Origin of the sequence: Serratia sp. BFP-2025, from assembly GCF_050880365.1 — a bacterium.
GTDB classification, from domain to species: Bacteria; Pseudomonadota; Gammaproteobacteria; order Enterobacterales; family Enterobacteriaceae; genus Serratia; species Serratia surfactantfaciens.
Genome location: NZ_JBPAFV010000001.1, coordinates 63,697 through 78,096 on the forward strand (window position 1 = coordinate 63,697; position 14,400 = coordinate 78,096).

The 14,400-nt window shown below is 59.6% G+C and carries 17 protein-coding genes; 9 read left to right on the forward strand and 8 right to left on the reverse strand.

The features are described 5' to 3' along the window. Positions 1 to 279 carry a GNAT family N-acetyltransferase gene (locus ACRAWE_RS00300; RefSeq protein ID WP_019452264.1) on the forward strand — a complete coding sequence of 93 codons (279 nt, stop codon included), beginning with the start codon at positions 1 to 3 and terminating at the stop codon, positions 277 to 279. A 32-nt stretch (positions 280 to 311) separates the two neighbouring features. On the opposite strand, the gene ACRAWE_RS00305 is transcribed toward ACRAWE_RS00300, so the two are convergent. After that, on the reverse strand, positions 312 to 494 hold the full coding sequence (locus tag ACRAWE_RS00305; RefSeq protein WP_019452265.1) for a YodC family protein: 183 nt from the start codon (positions 492 to 494) through the stop codon (positions 312 to 314). 120 nt (positions 495 to 614) lie between these two features. On the opposite strand from ACRAWE_RS00305, the gene ACRAWE_RS00310 reads away from it, so the two are divergent. Next, complete coding sequence (locus tag ACRAWE_RS00310) at positions 615 to 1,130, forward strand: DUF1543 domain-containing protein (protein WP_063919941.1); 516 nt, start codon at positions 615 to 617, stop codon at positions 1,128 to 1,130. Here ACRAWE_RS00310 and ACRAWE_RS00315 read toward each other — a convergent pair. Then, on the reverse strand, positions 1,125 to 2,051 hold the full coding sequence (locus ACRAWE_RS00315; protein ID WP_063919940.1) for a LysR substrate-binding domain-containing protein: 927 nt from the start codon (positions 2,049 to 2,051) through the stop codon (positions 1,125 to 1,127). The two genes, ACRAWE_RS00310 and ACRAWE_RS00315, sit on opposite strands and share 6 nt — an antisense overlap. Before the next feature lie 85 nt (positions 2,052 to 2,136). Here ACRAWE_RS00315 and ACRAWE_RS00320 point away from each other — a divergent pair, with 85 nt between their 5' ends. Further along, on the forward strand, positions 2,137 to 2,637 hold the full coding sequence (locus ACRAWE_RS00320) for a GNAT family N-acetyltransferase (protein WP_063919939.1): 501 nt from the start codon (positions 2,137 to 2,139) through the stop codon (positions 2,635 to 2,637). Positions 2,638 to 2,707: 70 nt separating this feature from the next. On the opposite strand, the gene ACRAWE_RS00325 is transcribed toward ACRAWE_RS00320, so the two are convergent. Next, entirely contained in the window at positions 2,708 to 3,442 is a 735-nt protein-coding gene (locus tag ACRAWE_RS00325) for a class I SAM-dependent methyltransferase (RefSeq protein WP_063919938.1), read from the reverse strand. Positions 3,443 to 3,542: 100 nt separating this feature from the next. On the opposite strand from ACRAWE_RS00325, the gene ACRAWE_RS00330 reads away from it, so the two are divergent. From ACRAWE_RS00330 to ACRAWE_RS00355, 6 genes are all read left to right on the forward strand, one after another. After that, positions 3,543 to 3,995 (forward strand): GNAT family N-acetyltransferase, encoded by a 453-nt coding sequence (locus ACRAWE_RS00330; RefSeq protein WP_084799208.1) that lies wholly within the window; start codon positions 3,543 to 3,545, stop codon positions 3,993 to 3,995. A gap of 621 nt (positions 3,996 to 4,616) precedes the next feature. Then, positions 4,617 to 5,228, forward strand: a complete 612-nt coding sequence (locus ACRAWE_RS00335; protein ID WP_015378852.1) for a DUF1120 domain-containing protein — start codon at positions 4,617 to 4,619, stop codon at positions 5,226 to 5,228. Between the two features lie 160 nt (positions 5,229 to 5,388). Next, positions 5,389 to 6,027, forward strand: a complete 639-nt coding sequence (locus tag ACRAWE_RS00340) for a DUF1120 domain-containing protein (RefSeq protein ID WP_063919936.1) — start codon at positions 5,389 to 5,391, stop codon at positions 6,025 to 6,027. A gap of 48 nt (positions 6,028 to 6,075) precedes the next feature. Further along, positions 6,076 to 6,711 (forward strand): DUF1120 domain-containing protein, encoded by a 636-nt coding sequence (locus tag ACRAWE_RS00345; RefSeq protein ID WP_432524335.1) that lies wholly within the window; start codon positions 6,076 to 6,078, stop codon positions 6,709 to 6,711. 133 nt (positions 6,712 to 6,844) lie between these two features. Next, positions 6,845 to 9,160: a fimbria/pilus outer membrane usher protein gene (locus tag ACRAWE_RS00350; protein ID WP_432524337.1), complete on the forward strand. Its 2,316-nt coding sequence runs from the start codon at positions 6,845 to 6,847 to the stop codon at positions 9,158 to 9,160. Positions 9,161 to 9,176: 16 nt separating this feature from the next. Then, on the forward strand, positions 9,177 to 9,860 hold the full coding sequence (locus ACRAWE_RS00355; protein WP_063919934.1) for a fimbria/pilus chaperone family protein: 684 nt from the start codon (positions 9,177 to 9,179) through the stop codon (positions 9,858 to 9,860). 47 nt (positions 9,861 to 9,907) lie between these two features. On the opposite strand, the gene ACRAWE_RS00360 is transcribed toward ACRAWE_RS00355, so the two are convergent. Genes ACRAWE_RS00360 through ACRAWE_RS00380 form a run of 5 tightly spaced genes read right to left on the reverse strand, consistent with a single transcriptional unit; the run spans position 9,908 to position 14,398 of the window. Next, the gene (locus ACRAWE_RS00360; RefSeq protein ID WP_197763935.1) at positions 9,908 to 11,209 is read right to left on the reverse strand and encodes an anaerobic sulfatase maturase; all 1,302 of its coding nucleotides are present in this window, start codon (positions 11,207 to 11,209) and stop codon (positions 9,908 to 9,910) included. Positions 11,210 to 11,223: 14 nt separating this feature from the next. Next, positions 11,224 to 11,556 (reverse strand): DUF202 domain-containing protein, encoded by a 333-nt coding sequence (locus tag ACRAWE_RS00365; RefSeq protein ID WP_432524340.1) that lies wholly within the window; start codon positions 11,554 to 11,556, stop codon positions 11,224 to 11,226. Continuing rightward, positions 11,553 to 11,885, reverse strand: coding sequence for a YidH family protein (locus tag ACRAWE_RS00370; RefSeq protein WP_015378845.1), 333 nt, complete (start codon positions 11,883 to 11,885; stop codon positions 11,553 to 11,555). Before ACRAWE_RS00370 ends, ACRAWE_RS00365 begins: the two co-directional genes overlap by 4 nt. After that, the gene (locus ACRAWE_RS00375; protein ID WP_015378844.1) at positions 11,882 to 12,598 is read right to left on the reverse strand and encodes a GntR family transcriptional regulator; all 717 of its coding nucleotides are present in this window, start codon (positions 12,596 to 12,598) and stop codon (positions 11,882 to 11,884) included. Before ACRAWE_RS00375 ends, ACRAWE_RS00370 begins: the two co-directional genes overlap by 4 nt. A gap of 54 nt (positions 12,599 to 12,652) precedes the next feature. Then, positions 12,653 to 14,398, reverse strand: a complete 1,746-nt coding sequence (locus ACRAWE_RS00380; RefSeq protein ID WP_063919932.1) for a sulfatase — start codon at positions 14,396 to 14,398, stop codon at positions 12,653 to 12,655. Between the last annotated feature and the right edge of the window lie 2 nt (positions 14,399 to 14,400).

The window sequence follows — 14,400 nt, forward strand, 5'->3', positions numbered from 1 at the left end:
ATGGATCTTAAAATACTGGCAGACGAGAAGCGTTTTTATATCAATGACGAGCAGGGCAAGACGATCGCCGAGATCTCTTTCGTGCCGAGCGGCGACAAGCTGACTATTATCGATCACACTTGGGTAGATGAGTCATTGAAGGGACAGGGCGTCGGCAAAAAGCTGGTGGCGCTGGTGGTGGAGAAAATGCGCGCGGAACAGCGCAAAATCATTCCGCTGTGCCCGTTCGCCAAGCATGAGTTCGATACCACACCGGCCTATCAGGACATTCGCGCCTGAGGCGATAACGGGGCGCGGCGCGCCCCGGTCATTCAGCAGACGCCGAAATCGCCGTCTTCGTGGTACAGCGCCACGTCGCTGGCCTGCACCTCCGTGCGCTGCTCTTGACCCAGTTCATTCCAGCTGCAAACCAGGGTTTCGCCGTCGATCGCCACCACGGTCATCTTTGGGCCGCCGGTAGTGCGTTGCACAAAATCACCGATATTGAATGCCATGCGTTCCTCCACAACAGATTAAACCTCATCTATTGATAACACAGAATGGCGCCGCCGTTGGCAGATGTTTCGTTATGTATTAATTTATACAGCGATTATCACCAAGGAGAGCAGAATAACATGCCGGGATTATTGATGTTTTATGTGGGCGGTACGGCGCCGGGCGCCAATATTGAGTTGCACGACGTGCAGTTTGCGGCGGCGGATCGGCCGGAAGAGGCTTACCCGCTGCTGCGTGAAAAGTGGTTTGGCGACAAGCGCAAGGTGCATGTCGACGGCTATGCGCGCATCGACTGGGCGGACGGTTACGACGTAAGCCTGGAACCTGCGCCGTTCGCCGGTGAAGAGAAGCTGTTTTTCGTCAATGTGGGCGGTTACCGCAGCGATGAGCTGGCGGAACTGCACCAGTTCGGCCTGTTCGTGGCGCGTTCCGCCGATGAGGCTAAAGACAAAGCCAAGCGGGTGTTGCTGAGGGACAGCGCGCAGCAACACAAGGATGATCTGGCTGAAGTGGACGACTGCCTGCTGCTGCAGGCGCTGCAGGGTTATCACGTTCATCTGCGGGCCAACCCGCACGGCAAGCCGGCCCGGCCGCTGTGGCAGGGGTATCTGCCGATCGGCGAACCGGCGTTATAACGCCGCCAGCGCCTGCAGCTGTTGCCGCAACCAGCGGCAGGCCTCCGGTCTGCCGTTCTTACGGTGCAGGTAGATTTTGATCTGATACGGCGGCACCGGAAACGGCAGGGGGTGGACATCCAGTACCGCCGCCTGGCGTAATTTTTGCGCGGCGTAGCGCGGCATGCTCATCACCAGTTCGCTGTCGGCGACGATGAACGGTGCACCCAGCAATGAAGGCGTGCGAATGGCGATATCGCGTTGCAGCCCCAGTTTGTCGAGCTGATAGTCAATGACGCCGCGCTGCTCGTTCCACGGCGTCACCACCAGATGGCGCGCCCGCAGGTAATTTTCCAACGTCAGTTCGCCGTATCTTGCGCTGAACGCGGGCGAACAGACCGCCACATACTCATCCTCCAGCCAGCTCACCTCGTCGATCTCCGGGTAGCTTTCGCCGTCGGTTTCGGTAAAGCCCAGCGCGAAATCGATGCGCCCCGCCAGCAGATCGTTCAGCGCCACTTTGCGCTCGGAATAGCGCAGCTGAAATGACAGCCCAGGCGCCAGACGCTGCATCTGCGCCATCAGCGCCGGAAACACCGCGAAGGCGGTGTAATCGGTAACGGCGAAAGTGAAGCTTTCCCGGCTTTCGGCGGGGATGAAGCGCGGGCGCGGATGCAGCCCTTTAGACAGCAGCGCCAGGCTTTCGCTGACGGTAGGAGCCAGGCTGTCGGCATACACCGTCGGGTGCATGTCGTTGCCGACCCGGTAGAACAGCTCGTCCGCCAGCGCCTTGCGCAGCCGGATCAGCGCGTGGCTCAGCGCCGATGCGCTGAGGGCCAATTCTGCGGCGGCGCGTGTCACCGACCGCAGCCGATACACCGCCTCGAACACCAGCAGCAGGTTGAGATCGAGACGTTTCAAATCCAGATGCATGATATTCATTACCTGTTGATGAAAATGCAGTTCATACAGTATTGGAGGCGCTATATGCTGGCAAGCACAGTCATCAATACACTCAGGATTCACCATGACCATTGAGATTTACTCGGCGCAAAAAAGCGATGCCAAACTGATTCTGGATATGATTATCGAGCTGGCGGTGTACGAAAAGGCGCGCGAGCAGGTGCTGGCCAGCGTGGAAGATATCGAACGCAGCCTGTTTGGGCCGGGGGCCTGTTCAGAAGCGCTGATTTGTACGGTGAACGGCGAGCCGGCGGGCTATGCGGTGTTCTTTATGAGTTACTCCACCTGGCTGGGTAAAAACGGCATCTATCTGGAAGATCTGTACGTGGCGCCGAAGCATCGCGGCGCGGGCGCCGGTAAAACCCTGCTGCGGCACATCGCCCGGCTGGCGTGCGAGCGGCAGTGCGGCCGCCTGGAGTGGAGCGTGCTGGACTGGAATCAACCGGCCATCGATTTCTACCTCAGCATCGGCGCTCAGCCGCAGGGCGAGTGGGTGCGCTATCGCATGGAGGGCGAGGCGCTGACGCACTTCGCGGCGCACGGGGCGGCGCTGCCGGCGCAATAGCCGTTGGGGGGAGGCGGCCTCCCCAAATTTGGCGGTGTTAATGGTGTACTGCGGGTAAATCAGGCAAGCATCAGGCGGGTTTGCGGGCGGCGAGAATGAAGATCATCGGGCGTTCCTGCTCTTCGTCCAGCGCCGGATTAGCGGCGATTTGCTGCGCGCTGGGGCCCCATTCGTTCAAATGCGCAATGATGAACCCCTGCTGCACCAGCAGATTGATATAGCTGCCGAGCGTGCGGTGCTGCTTGATGACGCCTTCCGCCAGCCAGTTGGAGACGCGCTGGCCTTCCCGTTGGTAGCCGTTGACCGGCCAGGATTTCTGCCCGTTGCCGTCGGTCAGCCAGCCCTGCTGCGCCGGGGCGGTGTAGATCGGGTGCTCGGCGGTGAAGATAAACTGCCCACCGGGTTTCAGCGCGGCGTAAACCATGGCGAACAGCGCGGCCAGATCTTCCAGGTAGTGCAGCGTCAGCGAGCTGTAGACCAGATCGTAACTTTCCGGTGGCAGCTGCAGCTGCGCCAAATCTTGCCGACAATACTCGATGCCCGCGTCGGCAGTCATCTCCTGCGCTTTGGCCAGCATCTTTTCCGAGACGTCCAGCCCCAGTACGTTGGCGGCGCCCTGTTCGCGCGCGCTGCGGCAGAACCAGCCGTAGCCGCAGCCGAGATCGACCACGCTTTTGCCTTGCAAATCCGGCAGGATACGGCGGATGGCGGGCCATTCCGGCGCGCCGTCCAGGCCGTGCTGCGAACGGCTGAGCTGCGCGTAGCCTTCGAAAAAGGCCTGATTGTCATAGATGTTTTGCGTCATGATGACTCCTTGGGGTGAATGACGGCGGCGGAATGCCACTGCCATACTCTGCATATTGCTGCATAATTCTACGCTGACAACATGAATAACGGGAATGACGATGGACATGATTTCGGTGCGGCAAGCGCCCGAGCTGGCGCCGCGCGCCATTGCATATTTTCAGCGGCACTGGGCCACGGCAGAGACGCTGATGATGTATGAAGACGCTATCAACCGCAGCCTCGGCGCCGCCAACCCGCTGCCGCAGTGGTACCTGCTGATGGAAAATGACCAGATCCTCGGCTGTGCGGGGCTGATTACCAACGACTTTATCAGCCGCGGTGAGCTGTATCCCTGGCTGTGTGCGCTCTACGTAGAGGAAACGCAGCGCGGCCGGGGCTGCGGTGCCAAGCTGATTGAGCATGTGGCGGCGGAAACTCGCCGGTTGGGCTTCCCGCAGCTGCACCTGTGCACCGATCTGGAGGGTTACTACGAGCGTAATGGCTTCGTTTATAACGGGCTCGGCTATCACCCCTGGGGAGAAGCCTCGCGGGTCTATTCGCGGGCGCTGTAAACCGCTCGTTGTTTGCCAATTCGGTCCGATGGTTATCCTGATGGGATTGCGGTTGTGTTTCATCTGCCGTGCCGAATATTTTCAGCTCATTCCCGCAATGAGAAAACGGCGCAGAGAGAAACGAGAGCCTTTGTCGTTACATCTGAGGGGGGAGTGACGGCATATCATCATTCATTTTTTGTTGGATCTATATTAATTATTTATGTGAGTTATCATTTGGGCTGTTTTTCGGTTTTAATGTACTGTGTATATTTTTAATGTGTGGCTGTGGCGGTTAATTAAATGTAATTATCATGGGGCGTTTGTCTGTCTGTTGGTATGATTTTATTGTTTTTTAGTCGTCTCAGCCTATTTTTTTCTACTTATTCTGCTATATGCTCTGAATTTTCCTCCGTATTTGGTTTTATATTTCAATTGTTGTTCCGGGACGCTAAATTGGCATTTCCTGCATCGTCGCTGGCATTGATGCAGGTGAAGCCGTGCTGAGAAATAAAAATTGATGGTTATCTAATGAGAGAACGTTTATCGCTTCTGCGTCAGGGGAAGTGAGAACTATTTGTCTCATCGATGGCTTGCGTAATTGCAAGCGTGCGGATTAATGGGAATGGAAACCACGCTGGGATGAAAAAGAGACTGTTGCAAACAAGCCTGATCGCTTTATGGGTTCTTTTTTCCGGTCAACTTATCGCTGCGCCTTCGGCTGAGTTGAAAGTATCCGGGAAAATAAAACATTCAGGATGCACCGTTATCGCCGGTAATGACGGCGTTTATGATTATGGCGCCGTGCGGGGAGGCGCTCGGGGTGAGGCGCAGAGATTACCGACCTTGAAACAAACCTGGCAGGTACGCTGTGAAGGCGATACTTATCTGGCCATCATTCCGACGGATAACCGCGCGGCCAGCCGCAATGAGCCGGATCTGCGCCGTTTCGGGCTGGGCAATGCGCCGGATGGGCAACCCGTTGGCTATTTTCTGTTGGGGCTGTCTCACTCTGCCGTAAACGGCTTCCCGGCTACGTTGCGTTCACGCAATGCGTCAGTGCCGCCGAACACTGAAGCCGCGCTGATTTCCGGTGAGCGTACCGATTGGTTGCTGGCGGATGCGACGCGCGCCGCCGGCCAGACCTACACCATGGATATTTCAGTGACGCCGGTTCTGGACGCCAATATTCTCGCCGTCGATAAAGTGGGGCTGGACGGCTCTGTCACGTTGAATTTCGTTTTCGGGCTCTGAATAACAAGCAATAAGTGCGCAGCGTCAATTCATGCATTGTTTTTACGCCGGCATGGGTAACGACAGTGAATTTGAGTGGCAAAACGGGGTTTATCTCCGCTTAACATCCTGTCATCTGTTTTGAACGGGATAATATTAACTATGAGTATGGATATTCATGATGAAAAAAACAGTAATCTCTGCAAGCATCGCCGCAATCCTGATGATGGCGAATCAGGTCTCTGCGGCCTCTATGTCGCCGGAATTGAAAGTGAAAGGGCAAATGGCGGTGCCATCCTGTGAGGTGTCCATCACCAACGACGGTGTTTTCGAACTGGGTAAGTTGTCCAATGGGTTAATCAACTCAGCGGCGGCCACGGCGTTAGCCAAGTCGCAAAAGCAGCTGGTCGTTAATTGCGAGGCCGAAACCTTCCTGAATTTCACCGTGGTCGATAACCGTGAGGGGACCGCCAGTGCAACCGGCAGCGCTCACTTTGGCCTGGGGGGCGTCAATGGCGACGGCAAGCTCGGCTATTATAAAGTCAACGTCCTCAGCGCTGGGGTTAATGGCATACCTTCGGCGCTGTTCAGCGTGAAGAAAGGCACCACGGCGTTCACCACCGTCAGTTCCGCCTATATCGATAAAAACAACATCACCGGCTGGGCAAAGTCGGGCAACGTACAAAACAGCGGCAAGCTGTTTACCGCCATGCTGGAGGTTGAGCCTTATCTGGCCTCGGCCAAAGACATGAAGGGCCCAATTACCGATAACGTCAAACTGGATGGCTCTTCCACGCTCAGTTTCGCGTACGGCATTTGAGTGCCTGAGAAAGTTCTTTGGATTGAAGCGATATAAGGATGTCGACTGATGAATAAAATTGCATTGCGTGTGATGGTAGCGTCCACGCTGCTTGTTGCCGGGGGCAGTCTGGCCGCCGGCCCGAGCGCGGAAATCAAAGTGGTGGGGGAGCTGGTGGCGCCGACCTGTGAGGTGTCACTCCCTAACGACGGGGTTTTTGATTACGGCAGCATCAACCATACGAAAATCAACAGGGACAAAGCGGTCAGCCTGGGGATAAATGGTAACGGCACCATGAAGGTGAAATGCGATGCCGAAACGCCGATGACCTTCAACGTTATCGACAACCGTCTGGGCACCGCCAGCGAGACGGGAAAAACCTTCGGTCTCGGTAGCATCAATAATACCGGCAAGCTGGGGTTCTATGCGGTAACAGCTTACCACCCGCAGATTGATGGCAAACTCGGTCGACTGTTCGTGACCCAGGACAGCACGATCACCTCCCCAATGGGTAGCGTACAACTCGAACACGGCAAGCGCGTGGGCTGGGCTTCAAATGCCAATACGCTGGCCATCGGCAAGACCTTCACCGCAATACTCAGTGTGGAGGCCTTCCTGGCCAAAAGCGGCGATATGCACGGCGGTATCGGCGAAGGCACGAGTCTGGACGGCTCCACCACGCTGGATTTCGCGTTCGGACTGTAATGTCTGATGGGTAACGCAAGGGGGAGGGTTCTCCCCCTTTTTCTGAATCTGTCGCTCCCGGCATTAACCCAGAGAAGATGACGTGTCTATCAGGCAAAGGGCATCGGCATTGCTGTTTTTGTTGGTCTGGCCGATGACGAAAACCGCTGCCGCCGGATTTGATGTCAAAACCCTGGCGCAGCTGGGGTACAACGCGGATATCGCCGAATTTTTCAATACCGCCCGGTTTTTGCCGGGCGTGCACCGGGTGACGCTGGAGGTCAATGCGGCGCAGCGTTACCAGGAAGAGGTGCGTTTCGATGCGCAGGGGGCGCTGTGTCTGGATGAAAGCCTGGCGCAGACGCTGCGTTTGCGGGTCACGCCGCCGCCGGGGGCCTGCGAACGTTTCGATTCGCACTGGCCGCAGGCGGTGGTGCAGGTGTTTCCCGGCGCCTTTCGGGTGGAAATCACCCTGCCGGAGGCGGCGTTCGATGCGGACAAACTGCGCAGCGAGCAGTCGGGCGGCCATGCGGTGCTGCTGAACTACGACCTGTACGCCAACCGGCGTCAGGGGCGCTACGGCAATCAGCAGACGCTGCAGGCGATGCTGGAGCCGGGCGTCAACCTGCGCAACTGGGTGCTGCGCAATCGCTCAAGCTACAGCAACGACGAGAGCGGCAGCCGGCTCGAGGTATACGAGACCTCGGCGAGCAAAGACTTTCCCGCCTGGGGGGCGGTGGTTCAGCTCGGCGAGTTCAGCTCCGGCGGCGCGCTGAGCGGCAACGTGCCGTTCAGCGGCGGGCAACTGGTCTCCCTGGCGGCCGGCGCGCCTGATGCGGCGCTGACGGTGCCGCTGCAGGGCAGCGTGGCGAGCCCGGCGACGCTGGAGGTCAAACAGCGCGGGCAGGTGATGTACCGCACCCTGCTGCCGGCCGGGCCGTTTTCGCTGAGCGAGCTGGGGCCGGTGATGGCCGGGGTGGAGGCCGAGGTCACGTTGACGGAAACCGACGGGCGGCGGCAACGCTTTACGGTCACCCCCGACGCCGGCGACCCGGCGGGCCGGACGGGGGGGTATCGGCTGGCGGCGGGGCGCTACCGCCCGTACGGCGCCGGGCGTGAGGGCGCCTCGCCGCCGGCGCTGCTGCTGGGTGAGCAGGCATTCCGTCTCGGCCGGGGGCAGATAACGGCGGGCGGGCTGCTGGCGCGCACCTACCAGCGGCTGGGCTGGCAGGGCAGTGTGAGTGACGACGCCGGCAACTGGCTGTCGGGCGGCGCGACCTTCACCCGTGGCCGGCAGTCCGGCGTGCAGCTGGAGGCTCAGGGGCAGGTGGCGCTGGGGCCCCATCTGGCGCTGTCGCTGTCGTCGCAGTACCGCACCGAAGGCTTTCGGGACGCGGACGAAGGGCTGAACCCGCCGGCAGAGGCGCAAGAGACGACCCGGCAGCGCTACAACGGCGGGGCGGCGCTCTCCTGGCGCACCCTGAGCGCCGGGGCGCTGACCTACTCGCTGTCGCACGAGCGCTATTACCGCGACAGCCGGCGCAGCTGGACCCATGCGCTGGCGTACGGCGTCAGCCTGGGAAGGGCGACGCTGAGCGTCAACCTGCAGTCTTCCGCTTACGACCGTGCGGCGGTCTACGCCGGGCTGAGCCTGCCCTGGGGGGCGGGCAGCGTCAGCAGCCGGCTGCAGGCGCGGCGCAACAATCAGCTGACGCTGGGCGGCAGCTGGCAGGGGCCGGTGAGCGAGCGGCTGAACGGCTACCTGGACGTGACGCGGGACGCGGACGGCGAGTACCAGGGCACCGGCAACCTGAGCGGCGAGACGGCGTATACCCGGCTGTCGCTGGGGGCCTCGCACAGCGGGCAGGGCAGTTCCTCGCTGTCGCTTGCATCGTCTGGCGGGCTGGGGGTGGCCAACGGCACCTGGGTGACGTCACCGCAGCGCATCGGCGACACCTTCGCGGTGATGAGGGTGGCGGGACAGTCGGGGGTCAGGGTGTCGGGCGGCGGCAGCGGCATGACGGATTTTGCCGGCGACGCGCTGCTGCCGATGCTGATGCCTTATATGCCGCTGCGCGCGCAGGTCGATACGCTGTCGCTGCCGCTGAACCTGCGGCTGGACAGCACCGAAGCGGCGTTCGAGCTGGCGCGCGGCACGGTGGCGGAGCGGCGTTTTCGGGTGACCGAAGTGCGCCAGCTGCTGCTGACCCTGCGGGATGAGAGCGGCGCGCTGCTGCCGACCGGGGCGTCGGTGCACGACGAGCGGGGGCAGCTGCTGGGTACGCTGATAGGCGAGGGCAACCTGATGCTGGTGAATGACGATATCGGCAAGGCGCTGCGGGTGCGGCGTCTGAACATGAACGAATGCGTGGTGAGTTACGCGGTGCCGGCGGCGTTCGACCCGTCGGTGTTGTACGAAGAGGGCGATGGCGTCTGCCGTGCGGCGGGCGGCTCGTCCGATAATGGATGAGAAGAGAGGAGCAATCATGACGATAAAACGGAGCCTGGCGCAGCTGCTGGGCGGGCTGTGGCTGACGCTGGGGCTGGCGCATTCCGCCGGGGCGTCGTTTCAGCTGGAGAGCATGGGCATCGTGCTGGAGGAGAACCCGGGGCGGGTGAGCTTCAGCATCAGGAACAGCTCGTCGGAGCCGATATTGCTGGCGACGAAGGTGGAGGATTTGGATGGCAAAGGGTTCAGCAAGGCGGTGCTGCTGTCGCCGCCGATAGCGCGCATCGAGGCGGGGCAGAGCCAGCAGGTGAACTTCGTGCTGAAGCCGGGTACGGCGCTGCCGCACGAGGTGATGCTGAAGGCGTCGTTCGAGGGGATAGGGCAGGCGGTGGACAACAGCGCGCGGATGCCGGTGCGTCAGAGCATCGGGCTGATATTGCAGCCGAAATCGGTGGCGGTGAGCAAGACGCCGTGGGACGACCTGCGGTTGAGCGCGGCGGACGGTCGGCTGACGCTCACCAACGGCGGGTTGCACGTGGTGCGGCTGGCGCCGCAGCTGACGCTGCAGCCGTCGGGCAAGGTGGTGACGCTGGAGAACTACTACCTGATGGCGGGCGAGACGCAGACGCTGGCGGTGGAAGGGCGACCGACGTCGGTGATGATCACGCCGCTGAGCCGCTACGGCTTCAAGCAGGACGCGGTCACGCTGGCGGTGAAGTAGCGTGACGCAAGTTAAGGAGCCCGGTGACGTTTACCGGGCTTTTGGGCTTATTTTTTCGCACCGCAGCACTTCTTATGCTTTTTACCGCTGCCGCATGGGCAGGGAGCATTGGGTTTGGCGCTGCCGGCGCCGGCCCGCTGTTCCTGAGCCAACGCGTACATGATGGCCTGTTCCGGGTAGCCGTTGGCGAGCAAGTCCTTCATCAGGTTCATTTCGCGAGAGATATGCCGGAAGAAATGCTTGTACCCCGGGCAGAGATAGTTATGCCCCGGATGGCCGGACGGCGACACGGCGAAGCGGTGTTTGGGGCATCCGCCGTGGCAGACGAACCTGAATTCGCATTGGCGGCAATCCGGCGTTAGCGACGTCTTTTTCGCGCGGCCGAACACATGCGCCTGCTCGCTGTTATTCAAGGTGCGGATATCTTGCTGATGAATATTCCCCAGCCGATGCTCCGGATAGACGAAGTGATCGCAGTTATACAGATCGCCGTTGGCTTCCAGAGCGAAGGCGTGCCCACAGGTTTCGGCGAATACGCACAGCACCGGCGGCTGTTCGCACCAGGCGGATAGCGCCACGTCAAACATTTGTACAGAGACGCGGCCCACATCCCGCCGCACCCAGATATCGAAAATCTGATTGAGAAACTCGCCGTATTGCCAGGCTGGCACAGTCCAGGGCGCCAGCGTGGCGGCGCTTTCGCCCGGCATGACCAGCTTCAGCGCGGCGCTCTCCGCCGTACTCAGGCGTTCAACCAATGGAATGAATTGAATATGGCGAGAGCCTGCGGCCAAAAGAAATTCGTAAACCTCGCGCGCCTGGCCGACGTTATGCTTACCGACGACGGTAAGCGTGTTGAATTCGACGCCGTGTTCTTGCAGCAGAGTGAGGGCGGCCAGTACCTGGGCGTGGGTGCCTTTGCCCGAGCGCGAGGTACGGTAACGATCGTGCAGCGCTTGCGGGCCGTCGATCGAAATGCCGATCAGGAAGCGGTGTTCGGCGAAAAAGCGCGCCCACTCATCGTTCAGCAATAGCCCATTGGTTTGCAGCGCGTGTTGAATGCGCTTGCCGCCGGCATATTTTTGGCACAGTTCGACGATGCGCCGGAAAAAAGGCAGCCCCATCATGGTGGGTTCGCCGCCCTGCCAGGAGAACATCACCTGCTCGCCATCCTGAGCATGGATATGCTGTTGAATATACAGCGCCAGCGTTTCATCTGACATGCGCCAGTTCTGCTGGCGTTCGGGATAAAGCGCCTCTTTTTCAAGATAAAAACAGTAGGTGCAGTCGATGTTGCAAACCGATCCGGTGGGCTTCGCCATCACCAGACAACCGTGGGTAGCCGTCATTGAATACTTCCTTCCTATAACAGCATGAGCGCACTGTGCAGCGCGAGACCCAGCGCATTGAACAAGAGGGCGAGGCTGAGCAATCTTTTAAACCACGCCGACCAGACAAGCGGGAGCGCCATCGCGCCCATCAGCGATTTTTGCCGAACAAAAGAGCCAAATACCAACAGTATCGCCACGAAAAAAGAAGCGCAGCCCAGTGCGGCGAGCACATATTCTTCGCGGTAAAGGCCGGTACGCGCGGTGATAAGCGCCAGCAGCAATAGAGAGAATGCGGTTCTCTGCCACGCCAGCGCCGTTCTTTCCGGCTGCAGGCCAGGATCGCGCTGCGGACAAGCGGCGTTCATGGCCGAACCAATGTGGCCAGCGTCAGCAATATCCCTGCCGCCAGACCCGTGCTGAGCCAAATCAGCAGGCGTGGATAGCCTAAGGCTTGTTCATGCCGCATTGCTTTCTCGTTGCCCGCCCAGCGATGGTAGGCGTAGCAGGCCAGCGCCGCCGCCGTAAGCGCCAGCACGATGATCAACACCTTCAGCGATGTTGAGTCCGTCAACTGATCTAGGCCGACGGCGGCGGCCATAAAGGTCAGCGCGGTGCGGATCCAGGCCAGAAAGGTGCGTTCATTAGCTAATGTAAACCGGTAATCCGGTGATTTTCCCTGCGTCCACCAGCTCATTTGCTGTTCTCGACGATGTATTGATAGTAACGCGCGATATGCTTGGCGATGGTGTATTCCACCAGTAGGCCCTGCTCGTTGTACCCTTTGCGGGTTTTGACCAGCAGCGGCACCGAGGGGGAAACGCCGAGGATTGCGCAGTCTTCCGGCGTCGGCAGTTCGGCCGTGATGATGTCCTCGAAGGCATCGATGTTTTCGTTGTGCTGTTCCAATGCGCAGTACAACCCTTTTTCCAGATCCGACAACGTCAGCGTGTTTAAACGCGGGGTCAGATAGATATAGTTGACCTGCGCCGGTTCCTCGTTTTGGCGGTAAATGGTGCGCGTCAGCAGTAGCGCGTTGTCGGCGTCGAACAACTGCGCGATAGGCTCCGGCGGCTGCACAGGGGCCAGGGACAGATTGTTGCGTGCTATCGCCTCCGTTTGCTGGCCGTCGATCAAGCTGATTCGGGTCTTGACGCTCTGCTTTTCCGATGTGCTGATGACCATGGTGCCGATGCCGGCCTGACGTTTGACCAACCCTTTTGCGACCAGTTCGGCCAGCGCCCGCCGCGCGGTGATGCGACTGACGCCGAACATTTCTTCAAACTCGGCTTCTGTCGGCAGTACGTCGTTCTTCCGATATTCGCCGTTTTTCAGCTTCTCCAGCAGGATGTCATACAGCTGGGCATACAGCGGCTTGGCGCCGCGCGAGTAGTCCAGTTCTTGTCCCATCGTTAATTTTCCTTCTGTTCTGCAGTCGCCCCGCCGAAAGGGCGGGGCGACCTCTCAATCAAGCCGCATTTCCAGCGCCAGTTTATAAAACACGCCGGCGTGCTGTTCTGGCGGGACTTCTTGCTGCACGAAGGCCCACAGATCGGCGGTGGTCCATGAGGATTTGGCGGAAGCATTCAGTTTATCAATTATTGCCGTTTGATGAGTGCCTTCCAGATGTTGCATCAGGGCCAACATACCGTAGCGCACCTGCGGCGCATAATCTTTGAAAACCGGCACCCAGTCCGGATCGGCGCCCAACAGCGGAGAAGCGGGGTCCGACAATTGGTAGCGTGCCCAGAGTTCCGGCGGCGCGTCGCTTTGTTCCAGCATGCAACGGATGGCGGACAGCAGGCGTTCGGCGACGGCGGCATCCCGGCACTGACGATCCTGCTTCGGATTTTCCGCCAGGTCATACAGCCGGTGCCCGAAGCGATCGGCGCCCCGGGTCATCACCGAAGAAGCGGGGATGCGCAACACCTGGCAGCCCTTGGTGAAACGGAATCCCGGATGCAGCGTCATGTGCCGGAGTTCTTCAGGGGACAGCCGGCGGTTGATGCTGGTGGGCATCAGGGTGTATTCGAACAGATCCTCGGCGCCGTGTACCTGCGGTGAACGCATATAGACATAGCGGCCGTCGGTAATGTTGATATGGCAGCCGTGGTAGCCGAACAGCGCATAGTCGCGTATCGGCGTATCGTCGCAAATCGCCGGCACCAGAGAGGCGCCTTGCATATCCGCCGGCTTGTCCAGCTTGAAGAAATCCAGCAGCGTGGCGGGAATGTCGATGGTTTGCGCCAGCGCCTGCCGCGCTTCGCCGCGATAAGGGTGCTCGGGATGCCAGATGAAGAAGGGGATATTCGCCACTTCGTTATACAGCGGCATGATATTTTTGCCCCACCACTCATGCTCCCCCAACAGGAAACCATGGTCGGTGTTGACGATCAGCAGGGTATCCCGCCATAAATCGTATTTGTCCATGTAGTCCAGGACCTTGCCGACATAGGCGTCCACCATGGTCAGCAAGGCCAGGTAGTACTTCTGAATGGCGTCCTTGCGTTCTTCGCTTTCGGTGACGAAGTAATAGGGCGGCCAGCCGTCAAAAACGCTGGCGTCGTCAATGCCGTACATCCGCAGGTATTTTTCCGGCACGAAAAACGGCTCGTGGGGATCGAAGCACTCCAGTTGCAGGAACCAGTTATCGGCCGCGTGGTTCTCGTCGATGAACGCCAGGCCTTTCTGGATGGTTCTGGCCAGCGGATGATCCTGCTCGTCCTTCATAAACTGCACGTTAATTTGATGTTGCGTGCGGCTGGCGATGCGGCGCTGTTTGATCTCTTCCGGCTCGCCGGATTCATAATGATAAATCGGCTTGTCGACCACGCCCTTCCAGGAGTCGCCCTCTTGCCCGCGCACGAACTCATAGGTGTTGTAACGGGAGTGGTAGGTGGCGCCGCCGTCGCGCCAGTAATGCTTGTGATCGGTAACCAGATGGGTGTGGATACCGTGCTTTTTCAGAATTTCCGGCATGGAGTCGTCAAAGGGCTCCAGCGGCGACCAGGACCGGTGCAGGAAATTATAGCGGCCGGTATGGATCTCGCGCCTGGCCGGCATGCAGGGCATGCTGCCGACGTAGAAATTGTCGAAACGCACCGTTCTTTCTTTCAGCCGCTGGAAGTTGGGCGTGATGGCTCGGTCGCTGCCATAGGCGGACAGCAAATGTTTGTTCAGTGAATCGAACATCAACATGATGGCTTTCATTT

What these genes read in the sequence shown, in the direction of transcription:
- ACRAWE_RS00300 (WP_019452264.1), top strand. Translation starts at nt 1, where the DNA reads ATGGATCTTAAAATACTGGCAGACGAGAAGCGTTTTTATATCAATGAC.
- ACRAWE_RS00305 (WP_019452265.1), bottom strand. Translation starts at nt 494, where the DNA reads ATGGCATTCAATATCGGTGATTTTGTGCAACGCACTACCGGCGGCCCA.
- ACRAWE_RS00310 (WP_063919941.1), top strand. Translation starts at nt 615, where the DNA reads ATGCCGGGATTATTGATGTTTTATGTGGGCGGTACGGCGCCGGGCGCC.
- ACRAWE_RS00315 (WP_063919940.1), bottom strand. Translation starts at nt 2,051, where the DNA reads ATGAATATCATGCATCTGGATTTGAAACGTCTCGATCTCAACCTGCTG.
- ACRAWE_RS00320 (WP_063919939.1), top strand. Translation starts at nt 2,137, where the DNA reads ATGACCATTGAGATTTACTCGGCGCAAAAAAGCGATGCCAAACTGATT.
- ACRAWE_RS00325 (WP_063919938.1), bottom strand. Translation starts at nt 3,442, where the DNA reads ATGACGCAAAACATCTATGACAATCAGGCCTTTTTCGAAGGCTACGCG.
- ACRAWE_RS00330 (WP_084799208.1), top strand. Translation starts at nt 3,543, where the DNA reads ATGGACATGATTTCGGTGCGGCAAGCGCCCGAGCTGGCGCCGCGCGCC.
- ACRAWE_RS00335 (WP_015378852.1), top strand. Translation starts at nt 4,617, where the DNA reads ATGAAAAAGAGACTGTTGCAAACAAGCCTGATCGCTTTATGGGTTCTT.
- ACRAWE_RS00340 (WP_063919936.1), top strand. Translation starts at nt 5,389, where the DNA reads ATGAAAAAAACAGTAATCTCTGCAAGCATCGCCGCAATCCTGATGATG.
- ACRAWE_RS00345 (WP_432524335.1), top strand. Translation starts at nt 6,076, where the DNA reads ATGAATAAAATTGCATTGCGTGTGATGGTAGCGTCCACGCTGCTTGTT.
- ACRAWE_RS00350 (WP_432524337.1), top strand. Translation starts at nt 6,845, where the DNA reads ATGACGAAAACCGCTGCCGCCGGATTTGATGTCAAAACCCTGGCGCAG.
- ACRAWE_RS00355 (WP_063919934.1), top strand. Translation starts at nt 9,177, where the DNA reads ATGACGATAAAACGGAGCCTGGCGCAGCTGCTGGGCGGGCTGTGGCTG.
- ACRAWE_RS00360 (WP_197763935.1), bottom strand. Translation starts at nt 11,209, where the DNA reads ATGACGGCTACCCACGGTTGTCTGGTGATGGCGAAGCCCACCGGATCG.
- ACRAWE_RS00365 (WP_432524340.1), bottom strand. Translation starts at nt 11,556, where the DNA reads ATGAACGCCGCTTGTCCGCAGCGCGATCCTGGCCTGCAGCCGGAAAGA.
- ACRAWE_RS00370 (WP_015378845.1), bottom strand. Translation starts at nt 11,885, where the DNA reads ATGAGCTGGTGGACGCAGGGAAAATCACCGGATTACCGGTTTACATTA.
- ACRAWE_RS00375 (WP_015378844.1), bottom strand. Translation starts at nt 12,598, where the DNA reads ATGGGACAAGAACTGGACTACTCGCGCGGCGCCAAGCCGCTGTATGCC.
- ACRAWE_RS00380 (WP_063919932.1), bottom strand. Translation starts at nt 14,398, where the DNA reads ATGAAAGCCATCATGTTGATGTTCGATTCACTGAACAAACATTTGCTG.